This window comes from Parasphingopyxis marina (assembly GCF_014237875.1).
In the GTDB taxonomy this organism is placed as follows: Bacteria; Pseudomonadota; Alphaproteobacteria; order Sphingomonadales; family Sphingomonadaceae; genus Parasphingopyxis; species Parasphingopyxis marina.
This window is the reverse complement of the sequence record NZ_JACJVJ010000001.1, coordinates 1,634,766-1,647,790: the sequence shown is the minus strand read 5'-3', so window position 1 is coordinate 1,647,790 and position 13,025 is coordinate 1,634,766. Positions and strand designations below refer to the sequence as shown.

Here is a 13,025-nt window from a genome sequence, read left to right as displayed (position 1 = left end):
GCTTGCGGACTTCCGCCAGCCTACCAGATGCGCACGCGCTCTTCGGGCGGGATGTACATCGCATCGCCGGGCTCGACGCCGAAGGCTTCATACCAGGCATCGATATTGCGGACCGGGCCGTTGGCGCGGAATTCCTGCGGGCTGTGCGGATCGGTGAGGATGCGTTCGCGCAGGGCGTTCTCGCGGATCAGCCCGCGCCATACCTGTGCCCAGCTCAGGAAGAAGCGCTGGTCGCCGGTCAGCCCGTCGATCACCGGCGGTTCGCCATGTTCGGCGACGTAGCGGCGATAGGCGGAGTACGCCATTTCGAGGCCGCCGAGATCGCCGATATTCTCGCCCATCGTCAGCTCGCCATTCACGTGCAGCCCGGGGATCGGCTCGAACGCGTCATATTGCGCGCCGAAGCGGGCGGTGCGCGCCTCGAACTCGGCCGCGGTCTCCTCGGTCCACCAGTCGCGGATGCGGCCCGTGCCGTCGAACTGCCGGCCCTGATCGTCGAAGCCATGGCCGATTTCATGGCCGATCACGCCGCCGATGGCGCCGTAATTGACCGCCGGATCGGCATTGGGATCGAAGAAGGGCGGCTGCAGGATCGCCGCGGGAAAGGTGATCTGGTTCAGGAGCGGGTTGTAATAGGCGTTCACCGTCTGCGGGTTCATGCCCCACAGCTCCCGGTCCACCGGATGCGGCAGGCGCTGGAGCGCGAGGTTGAACGCGTGCTGCTGGGCGCGCTGGACATTGCCCAGCAGATCGTCGCGGCGGATTTCGAGGTCCGAATAGTCGATCCATTCCACCGGGTGGCCGATCCGCGGTTCGAAGGCGGTGAGCTTGGCGACTGCCTCTGCCCGGGTGGCTTCGTCCATCCAGTCGCTATTCTCGATCCGCTCCTGCAGCGCGGCGCGCAGGTTCGCGATCAGCTCGGTCATCTGGCGCTGCGATTCGGGCGGATAGTGGCGGTCGACGTAAATCTGGCCGATCGCCTCGCCGATATTGTCGTCGACAAGCTCCACGCCGCGCTTCCAGCGATCGCGCTGGTCGGGCGTGTCGCGCAGAGTGCGGCCGAAAAAGTTGAAGCGGGCCTCGTCGAATGCGGCAGGCAGATAGGCGGCGTTGTCGCTGATGAAGTGGAAGGTCAGATAGTCCTTCCAGGTATCCAGCGGCACGCTTTCGATCAATTCGCCGGCGGCGGTGATCGCCGTGGTTTCGGCGGCGACCACGGTGTCGACGCTACCTAGGCCGATGCCTTCGAGCCAGGTCGTCCACTCGAATTGCGGCGCCAGCTCGGCCAGCTGTTCGCGGTTCATCGGATTGTAGATCTGCTGGATGTCGCGCTGGCGGGCGGGCTCCCACTGGGTTTCTGCCATCTGCGTTTCGAGCGCGATGATCCGGTCGGCGCGGTCGGCGCCACCCTCGATACCGGCAAGATCGAACAGCTGGACGATATAGGCGCGATAGGCGGTGCGGAATCCTTCATATTCCTCGCCTTCGTTCAGATAATAGTCGCGGTTCGGCATGCCGAGCCCATCCTGGCTGGCAAAGGCAATATAGCGCGTGGGATCGGCCGGATCCTCCAGCGTGCCGACGCCGACCGGCGAGGCATAGCCCACCGTACCGAATATCCCGAGCAGGTCGCCGGTATCCTCGATCGCGTCGATGCGGGCGAGATAGGGCTGGAGCGGCGCAGTGCCGCGCGCCTCGATCGCGTCGGTGTCCATCCAGGCGCCGTAGAAATCGGCGACCATCTGCCCCAGTTCACCGCCCGAAGCCGGATCGGCGACGAGTTCCTCGAGAATCTCGTGGACCTGCACTTCGGCGCGTTCGCGCAGCATGTCGAACGAGCCGTAGCGCGAACGGTCCGAGGGCATTTCGGTGGTGTCGATCCAGTGGCCATTGGCATAGCGGTTGAAATCATCGCCGGGATCGACCGAAAGGTCGCGCGCGTCGAGATCGATGCCCCAGCTGCCGATTTCGGCCTGGCCGCTCGCCGCGGTGGCGGCGGGCGCCGCTTCTTCATGATGATCGGCAAGCGCCGGGCTGGAAATGGCGATCGCGAGCAGCGAAGCCGCTGCAAGCGCGTATTTTCGGGTGGTCATTGCTTAACTCCTGGAAGTCGGAAACGGGTCTATCCCGCAGATTTAGCACTGTGATCGATATCGGTGCCTTGCTACCTTAAAACAGCCGATTTCTGCAAGCCGCCCGGCAAGGTCGGCGAACGACAGGCCTTGGCCCGGCCCGCGCCAAAGGATAGGCAGGCGCCCACGAACTTCGCCCGAAGAGAAAGATCAAGCGATGGACTATGCGCGCACATTATACCCGCCGATCGAACCGTTCGAAACGGGTACGCTCGATGTCGGCGATGGCCATGTCCTCTACTGGGAACGGTGCGGAACCAAGGGCGCGAAACCGGTCGTGTTCCTGCATGGCGGACCGGGGTCCGGCTGCAGCGACGATCAGCGCCGGCAGTTCGATCCGGAACTCTACGACATCCTGCTTTTCGACCAGCGCGGCTGTGGCCGGTCGACGCCCTTCGCCAGCCTCGACAACAACACGACCTGGGATATCGTTTCCGATATCGAGAAACTGCGCGCGATGTGCGGGCACGAAAAATGGCAGGTCTTCGGCGGCAGCTGGGGCTCGACCCTGGCGCTGTCCTATGCGCAGACACATCCCGAACGGGTGAGCGAACTGGTGTTGCGTGGCATCTTCCTGTCACGACAGACCGAATATGACTGGCTGATGCATTATGGCGCGAGTGAGCTCTATCCCGAAGCCTGGGAGGATTTTGTCAGCCTCATTCCCGAAAATGAGCGCGGCGATCTGGTCGAAGCCTATCATAAGCGCCTGACCGGCGAAGATCCGGATATCCAGCTCGCCGCTGCCAAGGCGTGGAGCACCTGGGAGGGCATGACGGTGACCCTGCTGCCCGATCCGGAAATGCTCGCGGAATTCACCGAGGACAATCACGCGATCGCCATTGCCCGGATCGAGAATCATTATTTCCGCCATGGCTGTTTCCTCGAAGAAGGCCAGCTGCTCGCCAATGCCGATCGGCTCAAGGGCATCCCGGGCGTTATCGTACAGGGCCGCCACGATTGCTGCACCCCGCCCGCGGCGGCCCATGCGCTGAAAAAGGTATGGCCCGAGGTCGACCTGCAGATCGTTGCCGATGGCGGCCACCTGTTCACCGAACCGGGCATTACCGACGGCCTTGTGCGCGCCACCGACCGCTTTGCCGGCAAGACCAGCTGAATCGGCCGGGTGTTCAACATGCTTGATCGCTCGCCTTTTATAAGCGAAGGCCGCTCCCGATGAGCGCGAACGACACCATTTTGGTCATCGACAATTATGACAGCTTCACCTGGAATCTCGTCCATTATCTGCGCGAGCTGGGGGCGGAGGTCGATGTCGTGCGCAACGATGCGATTTCGGCCGGACAGGCGCTGTCCTCCGGCGCCGGCGCCTTCCTGATCTCGCCAGGGCCGTGCACGCCCAACGAGGCCGGGGTCAGCCTCGATCTCGTCGCCGCCTGCGCGGAAGCGAGAAGGCCACTACTCGGCGTGTGCCTCGGCCATCAGTCGATCGGCCAGCATTTCGGCGGCAAGGTCGTGCGCGGCGGGCTGATGCACGGCAAGACATCGCCGGTCGAACATGACGGAACGGGCGTCTTCGCAGGCCTCCCCTCGCCCTTCACGGCCACCCGTTATCATTCGCTGATCGTGCCCGAAGAAGGCCTGCCCGAGGCGTTGGTCATCAACGCGCGCGGGCCGGACGGGACCGTCATGGGCTTCCGCCACGAAAGCCTGCCGATCCACGGAGTCCAGTTCCACCCCGAAAGCATCGCCACCGAGCATGGCCACGCCCTGCTCGCCAATTTCATGGAGCTTGCCGGGATGAAGGTGAAAGAGATCGCCTGATATCGGCCCGAGAGCAAAAGTGGCTGGCCTTTCGCGCCCCCCCATGCTTTGACCCCGCGCCATGACAAAGCTGCCCGACCCGACCGCCCCGCTCGATGAAGCGGCCGCCTATCAGGCCTTTGCCGACATGCTCGACGGCAAGCCGCGCGAGGAGGATATCGAGCATTTCCTCACGGTGATGACCGAGCGCGACGAGACGGCTGTCGAGATCGCCGCCGCCGCGACCGCGATGCGCGAGCGGCTGATCGCGATCCACGCCCCCGAAGGCGCGATCGACGTGTGCGGCACGGGCGGCGACGGGCAGCATACGCTCAACGTTTCCACCGCCGTGTCGATGGTTGTCGCGGCGCTCGGCGTGCCGGTCGCCAAGCACGGCAACCGCGCGGCATCGAGCAAGGCCGGCGCGTCCGACACGCTGGAGGCGCTGGGCCTCGATCTCGACCATGCCGGCACCGTGGCCGAGCGCAGCCTGAGCGAACTCGGCATCTGTTTCCTGCACGCCGCCAATCACCATCCGGCGATGGCGCGGATCACGCCGATCCGCAAACGCATCGGCAAACGCACGATCTTCAATCTGATGGGGCCGATCTCCAACCCCGCCCGCGTCAGCCGCCAGCTGATCGGCATCGCCCGGCCCGATTATGTGCCCGTCTATGCCGCGGCGCTGCAGCAGCTGGGCGCAGAGGCCGCGATGGTCGTTTCGGGCGAGGAAGGGCTGGACGAGCTTTCGATTTCCGGGCTCAGCCGGATCGCGAGCTTCGGCGGGATCGATAGGGGTACCCGCGTGACGCCCGATGATGCAGGGCTGGAAGCCTTCCCCATCGAAGCGATCCGGGGCGGCGATCCTGAACATAATGCCGCCGCGCTGCGCCGCCTGTTCGACGGAGAAACCGGCGGCTATCGCAACGCCGTTCTGCTGAACGCCGCGGGCGCCCTGATCGTCGCGGGCCGCGCTTCCGGATGGGAAGACGGCGCGAAACAGACGGCCCGGGCCATCGACGAGGGCGCAGCGAAGGATCTTCTCGACCGCTGGATCGCCTTCCGGTGACCAACAAGCTCGACGAGATCTGCGCGGTAAAGCGCGACGAGGTCGCCCGGCGCAAGGCAGCGACGAGCCTTGCCGATCTGGAGGCCCGCGCCGAAGCCCGGGCACCGCCGCGCGGCTTTCTGACCGCGCTGCGCGTGAAGGCGGAAAGCGGCTATGCGCTGATCGCCGAAATCAAGAAGGCGAGCCCATCCAAGGGGCTCATTCGGGAGGATTTCGATCCGCCGGCCCATGCGAAAGCCTATGAAGCGGGCGGCGCGGCCTGCCTTTCCGTGCTGACCGACGAGCCCTATTTTCAGGGCTCCGACGCCTATCTGGAGGCGGCACGGGCGGCCTGCGCGCTTCCCGCGCTGCGCAAGGATTTCATGGTCGATCCCTGGCAGGTGATCGAGGCGCGGGCGATCGGCGCCGATGCGATCCTCGTCATCGTCGCCGCGCTCGACGATGCGCTGATGGTCGATATCGAGGCCTCGGCGCTGAGTTTCGGCATGGACGTGCTGGTCGAGGTTCATGACGAGGCGGAGCTGGATCGCGCGCTGGCGCTGAAATCGCCGCTGATCGGCATCAACAATCGCGACCTGCGCACTTTCGAGACCGATCTTGCCGTGACCGAGCGGCTTGCGGGCCTCGTGCCCGACAACGCCTTTCTCGTTTCGGAAAGCGGCATCAACAGCCATGCGGACTGCCAGCGGCTCGCCGAAAGCGGCGTACGCGCGTTCCTCGTCGGCGAATCGCTGATGCGCGAGGACGATGTAGAAACCGCGACGCGCATGCTATTGACGGGCCATGGCTGAGCTTACCCATATCGACGAGGCGGGCGCCGCGCGCATGGTCGACGTTTCGGCCAAGGACGATACGGTGCGCGAGGCAACGGCGACCGGCCGCATCGCGATGTCCGCCGAGGCCGCGGCCGCGATCCGCGAGGGCAATGTCAAGAAAGGCGATGTGCTGGGCGCGGCGCGGATCGCCGGGATCATGGCCGCGAAAAAGACCAGCGACCTCGTGCCGCTCTGCCATCCCTTGCCGATCGCGGGCGTGACGCTCGATCTCGAAACCGGGCAAGATAGCGTGACGGCCACCGCGACCGTCCGCACGACCGGCAAGACCGGCGTTGAGATGGAGGCGCTGACCGCCGTCTCGGTCGCCCTGCTTACCGTTTACGACATGGCGAAGGCGCTCGATCGCGGCATGGAAATCGGCGGCATCCGGCTGCTCGCCAAATCCGGAGGCCGTTCGGGCGACTGGACCGCAAAATGAGCGATCTGCTGCCGGTCCTGGATGCGCAGCGGCGGCTGCTGGCGCTGGCGGGGCCGGTGGAAGCGCAGACATTGCCGGTCTCGCAGGCCGCAGGCCGCTGGCTCGCCGACGATATTCGCGCCCTGCGCACCCAGCCCGACGCCGATCTGTCGGCGATGGACGGCTATGCGATCCGCTTCGCCGAACTGCCCGGTCCGTGGGAACTGGTCGGCGAAAGCGCGGCCGGATCGCCGCTCGGCACGGCAATCGCGCCGGGAGAAGCCGCGCGAATCTTTACCGGCGCCCCGGTTCCCGGCGGCGCGGACACGGTGATGGTGCAGGAAGAAGCGGCGAGCGACGGCAAAACCCTTGCGCTCGATGGCGAAGGTCCGTCGGCAAAAGGCGCGAATATCCGCAAACGCGGCGGCGATTTCGATGAAGGCGACAATCTTCTCCTGGCAGGCGAACGGCTTTCCCCGCCCAGGCTGGCGCTGGCGATAGCCGGCGGCCATGGCACGCTCCCCGTCCGCCGCGCGGTCCATGTCGCGCTGGTCTCGACGGGCGACGAACTGGTGCCGCCCGGGAAACCCACCGGCCCGGCCCAACTGCCGGCTTCCAACGCCTATATGCTCGCCGCGCAGCTCGCTTCGCTTCCCGTCGAAATCCATGACCTCGGCATCGTGCCGGACACGATGGAGGCGCTGGCCAAGGCGTTCGCGGCGTCGAGCAAGGCCGATATCATCGTCACGATCGGCGGCGCATCGGTCGGCGATCACGATCTTGTGCGCCCGGCGCTCGAGGAGGCCGGCGGGATCATGGAATTCTGGCGGATCGCGATGAAGCCCGGCAAGCCGCTGATGGCCGGAACGCTGGGCGGCGCCGTGGTTCTCGGCCTGCCCGGCAATCCCGCCTCGGCCTTTGTCGCGGCGAAGCTTTTTCTCGAACCGCTGGTCGCCGCCCTGTCGGGCGCCAGCCATCCGCTGCCGCGCTTTCATACCGCGCCGCTTGCATCCCGGCTTCCGGCTGTCGGCAAGCGAACCGAATATTTGCGCGGCCAGCGGGTCGGCGAAACCGTCGAAGCGATCCCGCAGCAAAGCAGCGCCGCCCTCGCCGCGCTGGCCGAGGCAGACGTGCTGATATGCCGTCCGGCCCATGAGCCCGCCGCCGAACCGGGCGACCGCGTGGATATCCTGCCGCTCGCTTGACTCTGAATCTTTTGTTTCCTACACGTTCTCCGTTCGTTCCCCATGGGAACGCCAATATGGAGGCCAAGGGCAATGCTGACGAAGAAACAGCATGAGCTGCTGATGTTCATTCACGACCGGCTGGGCGACACCGGAATTTCCCCCTCTTTCGAGGAGATGAAGGACGCGCTCGACCTCAAGTCGAAGTCCGGCGTGCACCGGCTGATCTCCGCGCTCGAGGAACGCGGGTTCATCCGCCGCCTCCCCAATCGCGCGCGCGCGCTCGAGATCCTCAAGACCCCCGAAACCGCGACCGCCAAGCTGGCGCCGATAACCAGCGCGCCGAAGACGATCCCGATCGCCGCCAACGACATTCTCGAACTGCCGCTCCACGGCCGTATCGCCGCAGGCCAGCCGATCGAGGCGATCGAGGGGCAGGACAGCCTGTCGGTTCCCGCCGCCTTCCTGGGCTCGGGCGAGCATTATGCGCTCGAAGTTGCCGGCGACTCGATGGTCGAGGAAGGCATTCTCGACGGCGATTATGCGCTGATCCGCAAGGCCGAGGTCGCACGCGAGGGCGAAATCGTCGTCGCGCTGGTCGACGGCCATGACGCGACCCTGAAAACCTTCCGCCGCGAAGGATCGATGGTCCGCCTCGATCCGGCCAATCGCAACTACGAGCCCCAGCGCTATTCCCCCGAACAGGTGAGTATCCAGGGCACGCTCGCCGGATTGCTGCGCCGCTACTGACCGCCGGTCCGCAGCCAGGGATGATCGTCTCCGGGCACACGCACGGTTTCGATCGAAGGCGGGTCGAGCCGGATGGCGAGGCCGCCGGTCTGCAATAACAGAGTCCGGTCCGCTTTCAGCCAGCGCGGCGTGCAGCCGTCCGGCAAACGCCGGTCGCTGACGGCGATGTCGGCGGCGGCGCATTCGGCGATGATATCCTGATAGGGTAGAAAATAGCTGCTGCGCGTCGCGAAGACCCGCCATTGCCGCCCGCCGCGCCACACGGTCGCCCGGCAGCTGTCGCTGCTGCACCAGGCATCGGGCAGATCGTCGAGCGCGGAGGCTTCCTCCTCGGTTCCCGACGCCTCGTTGAACATGTCGCGGACATAATCGCCGGCGCGCGGCCTCAGCAGCGCCAACCGCCCGTCCGCATCGCGAACCGCCATATGTGTGCCGTCACCGGTGATCAGGATATCGGCGGGCGGCGCGAGCATCGCCCAGAGCGCGCCGATGGCTATCGGCAATCCGCCCCAAAGCCGCCAGCCGGTTCGCCACAGGCAGAACCACAGGCCGCCGCCGATCAGCAAGCCATAGGCCCCGAGCGGCATCGCCGGCAGCAGGGCCACCGCGCCGGGCGCTTCGGACACGCTGTGCGCCAGCGATAGCACCGCCCCCAGTGCCTGGCCCGCGAGCCACCATATCGGTCCGCCCAGCCCGAAAATGTCGAGAAACAGCGCCAACGCCTCGAGCGGGATGATCACGAAGGTCGTCAGCGGGATGGCGACGATATTGGCCAGCGCGCCGTACATCCCCGCCTTGTTGAAATGGTAGAGCGCGATCGGCATCAGCGCGATCTCAACCGCGAGGCCGGTCAGCAACAGACCGAGCCCGAACCGGCCGAGTTTCTTCGCCCAGCGTTCGTCGCGGCGCGAGAGCAGGCGCTTGATGCGCGGATTTTCATGCAGCGCGATTATCGCGATCACGGCGGCGAAGCTCAGCTGGAAGCTGGGGCCGACAATGGTTTCGGGCCAGAGCAGCAACACGATGAGCGCGCCGGTAGCGACCAGCCGCAGGGTGATCGCGTCGCGCCCCATCGCCACGCCGAGCAGCACGATCATCGCCGCGACGCAGGCGCGCACGGTCGGCACCTCGGCGCCCGTGAACAAAGTATAGCCAAGGCCCGCAATCGCCCCCGCGCCTGCCGCGATCAGCATCAGCGGCCAGCGCAGCGCGAGGCGCGGACTCAGCGCGAGCAAGCGCAGCACCAGCAGCATCGCCACGCCGATCACGGCGGTGACGTGCAACCCACTGATCGCGAGAAGATGCGCAAGGCCGCTGCGGCGCATGGCCTCGGCATCGGCTTCGGTGATCCGGCCGCGGTCGCCGGTGGCGAGCGTCGCGGCGATCGCCCCTTCCCCGCCGCCGAGCCGTTCCGCAACATGCGCCGCAAGGGCCTGCCGCCGGGCATCGATCCAAGCCCCGAACGAACCGCGCCCCGCCTCGCGGACGATGGTTACATCGCCCCAGGCCCTTCCGGTCGCGCCGATCCCCTCGAACCAGGCGCGCTCCGCAAAGTCATATGCGCCTGGCACGGCCGCGCGCGGCGGCGGCATCAGCCGCGCGTCGAGCACGACCTGCGCGCCGGGCCGCACGCCATCGGGAACCGCCGCCTCGTCGATATTGACGCGGAACCGATAGGGCAGCGCCGGATCGCTGGGGTTGCGCACGACAAGCCGAATGCTTTCGCGCGCCGGCAAATGCTCGGCCGAAACCACCTCCGCCGAAAAGCGGCTCGCGACCGGGCGTTCCAATGTCTCGGTCGCCATCCATTCCGCACGCACCCAGATCAGCGCCATGCCGAATGCCGCGGCCAGCGCAAAGAGACGCAGCCCCCGCCCTGCGCGGCTCCCCCGGCCGAACGCGAATGCCGCCACGGCGAGCGCCAGCGCCGCCAGAATGAACGCGATCCAGCTGCTCCGTTCGGTCACGATGAACCAGGCGGAAATCCCGCAGCCAAGGCCGACCGGCAGCCACAGCGCCAGCTGATCGCGCTCGGTTTCCAGCCGCCGCTCGATGGCGGCGGCAACCCCGGCGAGCGCCGATTGTCGCCCGCCAGACGCTATGCTAGTCCGCGCTCGAAATATCCGCCGCATCGGCGATCAATCTTGGAGAAAGCGCGCATGGGCGCAACCGAAAATACGGGCGGAGTGGTCACCCGCTTCGCCCCTTCCCCCACAGGATTCCTGCATATCGGCGGCGCACGCACGGCAATCTTCAACTGGCTGTTCGCGCGGCATCACGGCGGCACCTTCACGCTCCGCATCGAGGATACCGACCGCGCCCGCTCCACCGACGAGGCGATCGCCGCGATCCTCGATGGCATGCGCTGGCTCGGGCTCGACTGGGACGGCGATGAAATCTACCAGTTCGCCCGCGCCAATCGCCATGCCGAGGTCGCCAACGAACTGCTCGCCAAGGGCCATGCCTATCGCTGCTATCTGACGCAGCAGGAGCTGGCGGCGATGCGCGAACAGGCCCAGGCCGAACGCCGCCCGTTCCGGGTCAACAGCCCGTGGCGCGACCGCGATACGGCCGACGCCCCCGAAGGCGAACCTTTCGTCGTCCGCCTGAAAGCCCCGCGCGACGGCGAAACGACGATTGCCGATGCCGTCCAGGGCGATGTGACGGTCAAGAATGAGGAGATTGACGATTTCGTCATGCTGCGCGGGGACGGCACGCCCACCTATATGCTCTCGGTCGTCGTCGACGATCACGATATGGGCATCACCCATGTCATCCGGGGCGACGATCATCTCAACAATGCCTTCCGCCAGCTTGCGCTGATCGAGGCCATGGAATGGCCGACACCCGTATATGCCCATGTTCCGCTTATCCATGGATCGGACGGCGCAAAGCTTTCCAAGCGGCACGGCGCGCTCGGCGTCGAGGCCTATCGCGACGAGATGGGAATGCTGCCCGAGGCGCTGTTCAACTATCTGCTCCGCCTGGGCTGGGGCCATGGCGACGACGAGATCATCAGCCGCGAACAGGCGATCGAATGGTTCACCCTGGACGGCGTCGGCAAGTCGCCGGCGCGCTTCGACGTCAAGAAACTCGAAAATCTCAACGGCCACTATATTCGCGAGTCCGGCGATGCGGCCCTTGCCGATATCGCCGCGCCGCTCATCGCCGCCCATCTCGGCCATGAATTGCATGAAGACGGCATGGATATGCTGCAACGCAGCATGGCCGCAATCAAGCCGAGAGCCAAGACAATCCACGAGATCGTGGAGCAGGCGATGTTTCTTTTTCGCACCCGCCCACTGAATCTGGACGAGAAGGCAAAAAGCCTGCTAGATAGCGACGCCCGAGCGTTGCTCGCCACCTTATTGCCCGAGCTGGAGGGGCTGGAAGAGTGGACCGAGGACGCGCTCGATACCGCCGTCAGGGAATTTGCCGAGGCTCAGGCGCTTAAGCTGGGCAAGGTGGCGCAGCCCCTGCGTGCGGCGCTTACCGGAAGCGCGCAATCTCCGGGAATATTCGACGTGCTTGTGCTCCTCGGCCGCGAGGAGTCACTGGCACGGATCGCCGACCAGACACGATAAAGAGAACAGACAGATAGCAGGAGCATATAAATGAGCGACAAAGCCGGGGAAATGGCCATCGGAGATCAGCAATATCCGGTGGTCAAAGGCAGTGTAGGGCCCGAAGTGGTCGATATCCGCAAGCTATACGCACAGACGGGTATGTTCACTTTCGATCCTGGCTTTACCTCGACGGCGAGTTGCGAATCCGGCCTGACGTTCATCGACGGCGGCGAGGGCATCCTGCTCCATCGCGGCTATCCGATCGACCAGCTCGCCGAACAGTCGAGCTTCATGGAAGTCGCCTATCTGCTGCTCAACGGCGAACTGCCCAGCCCCGGCGAATTCGATGATTTCCAATATACGATCACGCGCCACACCATGGTGCACGAGCAGCTCAAAACGCTGTATAACGGATTCCGCCGCGACGCCCATCCGATGGCGATCATGTGCGGCGTCGTCGGCGCGCTCAGCGCCTTCTACCATGATTCGACCGACATCACCGATCCCGTGCAGCGCAAGATCGCCTCGCACCGCTTGATCGCGAAGATGCCGACGATCGCGGCGATGGCCTATAAATATTCGATCGGGCAGCCATTCCTCTATCCGGAAAACTCGATCTCCTACACGGGAAATTTCCTGCGGATGACCTTTGGCGTTCCGGCCGAGCCCTATGAAGTCAATCCGGTCGTCGAAAAGGCGATGGACCGGATTTTCATCCTCCATGCCGACCATGAGCAGAACGCCTCGACCTCGACCGTGCGGCTTGCCGGATCCTCGGGCGCCAATCCGTTCGCCTGCATCGCGGCCGGCATCGCCTGTCTGTGGGGCCCGGCGCATGGCGGCGCCAACGAAGCGGCGCTCAACATGCTGCACGAGATCGGCACACCGGACAAGATTCCCGAATATATCGCTCGCGCCAAGGACAAGGAGGACCCGTTCCGCCTGATGGGCTTCGGCCACCGGGTCTACAAGAATTTCGATCCGCGCGCGAAGGTGATGAAGGAAACCGCCGCCGAGGTGCTCGAAACGCTCGGCGTCGACGATCCGATCTTCGATGTCGCCCGTGAGCTCGAGCAGATCGCGCTCAACGACGAATATTTCATCGAGAAAAAACTCTACCCGAATGTCGATTTCTATTCGGGCGTCATCCTCTCGGCGATCGGCTTCCCGACGACGATGTTTACGGCGCTGTTCGCGCTCGCGCGAACGGTCGGCTGGGTCGCCCAGTGGAACGAGATGATTTCGGATCCCGAACAGCGTATCGGTCGTCCGCGCCAGCTTTATACGGGCCCGACAATGCGGGACTATGTCCCGCTCGGGAGCCGCTAGA

General features: G+C 65.4%; 11 protein-coding genes. 9 read left to right on the top strand and 2 right to left on the bottom strand.

Translation table 11 applies throughout. From position 1 onward, the window contains the following. Positions 1 to 20: 20 nt before the first annotated feature. Complete coding sequence (locus H6P80_RS08265; protein WP_185800812.1) at positions 21 to 2,093, bottom strand: M13 family metallopeptidase; 2,073 nt, start codon at positions 2,091 to 2,093, stop codon at positions 21 to 23. 196 nt (positions 2,094 to 2,289) lie between these two features. Between H6P80_RS08265 and pip the strand changes: the two genes are divergently transcribed. The 7 genes from pip (at position 2,290) to lexA (ending at position 8,129) form a co-directional block, all read left to right on the top strand. Beyond that, entirely contained in the window at positions 2,290 to 3,249 is a 960-nt protein-coding gene (pip, locus tag H6P80_RS08260) for a prolyl aminopeptidase (RefSeq protein WP_185800811.1), read from the top strand. 59 nt (positions 3,250 to 3,308) lie between these two features. After that, a complete protein-coding gene (locus H6P80_RS08255) occupies positions 3,309 to 3,914 on the top strand; it encodes an anthranilate synthase component II (protein WP_185800810.1) in 606 nt (201 codons plus the stop codon). A gap of 61 nt (positions 3,915 to 3,975) precedes the next feature. After that, complete coding sequence (trpD, locus tag H6P80_RS08250; RefSeq protein WP_185800809.1) at positions 3,976 to 4,962, top strand: anthranilate phosphoribosyltransferase; 987 nt, start codon at positions 3,976 to 3,978, stop codon at positions 4,960 to 4,962. Next, on the top strand, positions 4,959 to 5,753 hold the full coding sequence (gene trpC, locus H6P80_RS08245; RefSeq protein WP_185800808.1) for an indole-3-glycerol phosphate synthase TrpC: 795 nt from the start codon (positions 4,959 to 4,961) through the stop codon (positions 5,751 to 5,753). The genes trpD and trpC overlap by 4 nt, the downstream gene beginning before the upstream one ends. Beyond that, complete coding sequence (gene moaC, locus H6P80_RS08240; protein ID WP_185800807.1) at positions 5,746 to 6,216, top strand: cyclic pyranopterin monophosphate synthase MoaC; 471 nt, start codon at positions 5,746 to 5,748, stop codon at positions 6,214 to 6,216. Before trpC ends, moaC begins: the two co-directional genes overlap by 8 nt. Next, on the top strand, positions 6,213 to 7,400 hold the full coding sequence (locus H6P80_RS08235) for a molybdopterin molybdotransferase MoeA (protein WP_185800806.1): 1,188 nt from the start codon (positions 6,213 to 6,215) through the stop codon (positions 7,398 to 7,400). Before moaC ends, H6P80_RS08235 begins: the two co-directional genes overlap by 4 nt. A gap of 72 nt (positions 7,401 to 7,472) precedes the next feature. Continuing rightward, a complete protein-coding gene (lexA, locus tag H6P80_RS08230; protein WP_185800805.1) occupies positions 7,473 to 8,129 on the top strand; it encodes a transcriptional repressor LexA in 657 nt (218 codons plus the stop codon). On the opposite strand, the gene H6P80_RS08225 is transcribed toward lexA, so the two are convergent. Beyond that, entirely contained in the window at positions 8,123 to 10,261 is a 2,139-nt protein-coding gene (locus tag H6P80_RS08225; RefSeq protein WP_185800804.1) for a ComEC/Rec2 family competence protein, read from the bottom strand. The two genes, lexA and H6P80_RS08225, sit on opposite strands and share 7 nt — an antisense overlap. 27 nt (positions 10,262 to 10,288) lie before the next feature. Between H6P80_RS08225 and gltX the strand changes: the two genes are divergently transcribed. Together gltX and H6P80_RS08215 are read left to right on the top strand one after the other, a co-directional pair. Then, a complete protein-coding gene (gene gltX / locus H6P80_RS08220; protein WP_185800803.1) occupies positions 10,289 to 11,713 on the top strand; it encodes a glutamate--tRNA ligase in 1,425 nt (474 codons plus the stop codon). Positions 11,714 to 11,743: 30 nt separating this feature from the next. Then, a complete protein-coding gene (locus H6P80_RS08215) occupies positions 11,744 to 13,024 on the top strand; it encodes a citrate synthase (RefSeq protein ID WP_185800802.1) in 1,281 nt (426 codons plus the stop codon). Position 13,025: the final 1 nt, after the last annotated feature.

Coding starts and splice junctions, on each gene's coding strand:
- pip (WP_185800811.1), top strand. CDS start 2,290: ATGGACTATGCGCGCACATTATACCCGCCGATCGAACCGTTCGAAACG.
- H6P80_RS08235 (WP_185800806.1), top strand. CDS start 6,213: ATGAGCGATCTGCTGCCGGTCCTGGATGCGCAGCGGCGGCTGCTGGCG.
- moaC (WP_185800807.1), top strand. CDS start 5,746: ATGGCTGAGCTTACCCATATCGACGAGGCGGGCGCCGCGCGCATGGTC.
- H6P80_RS08265 (WP_185800812.1), bottom strand. CDS start 2,093: ATGACCACCCGAAAATACGCGCTTGCAGCGGCTTCGCTGCTCGCGATC.
- trpD (WP_185800809.1), top strand. CDS start 3,976: ATGACAAAGCTGCCCGACCCGACCGCCCCGCTCGATGAAGCGGCCGCC.
- gltX (WP_185800803.1), top strand. CDS start 10,289: ATGGGCGCAACCGAAAATACGGGCGGAGTGGTCACCCGCTTCGCCCCT.
- H6P80_RS08215 (WP_185800802.1), top strand. CDS start 11,744: ATGAGCGACAAAGCCGGGGAAATGGCCATCGGAGATCAGCAATATCCG.
- H6P80_RS08255 (WP_185800810.1), top strand. CDS start 3,309: ATGAGCGCGAACGACACCATTTTGGTCATCGACAATTATGACAGCTTC.
- H6P80_RS08225 (WP_185800804.1), bottom strand. CDS start 10,261: ATGCGGCGGATATTTCGAGCGCGGACTAGCATAGCGTCTGGCGGGCGA.
- lexA (WP_185800805.1), top strand. CDS start 7,473: ATGCTGACGAAGAAACAGCATGAGCTGCTGATGTTCATTCACGACCGG.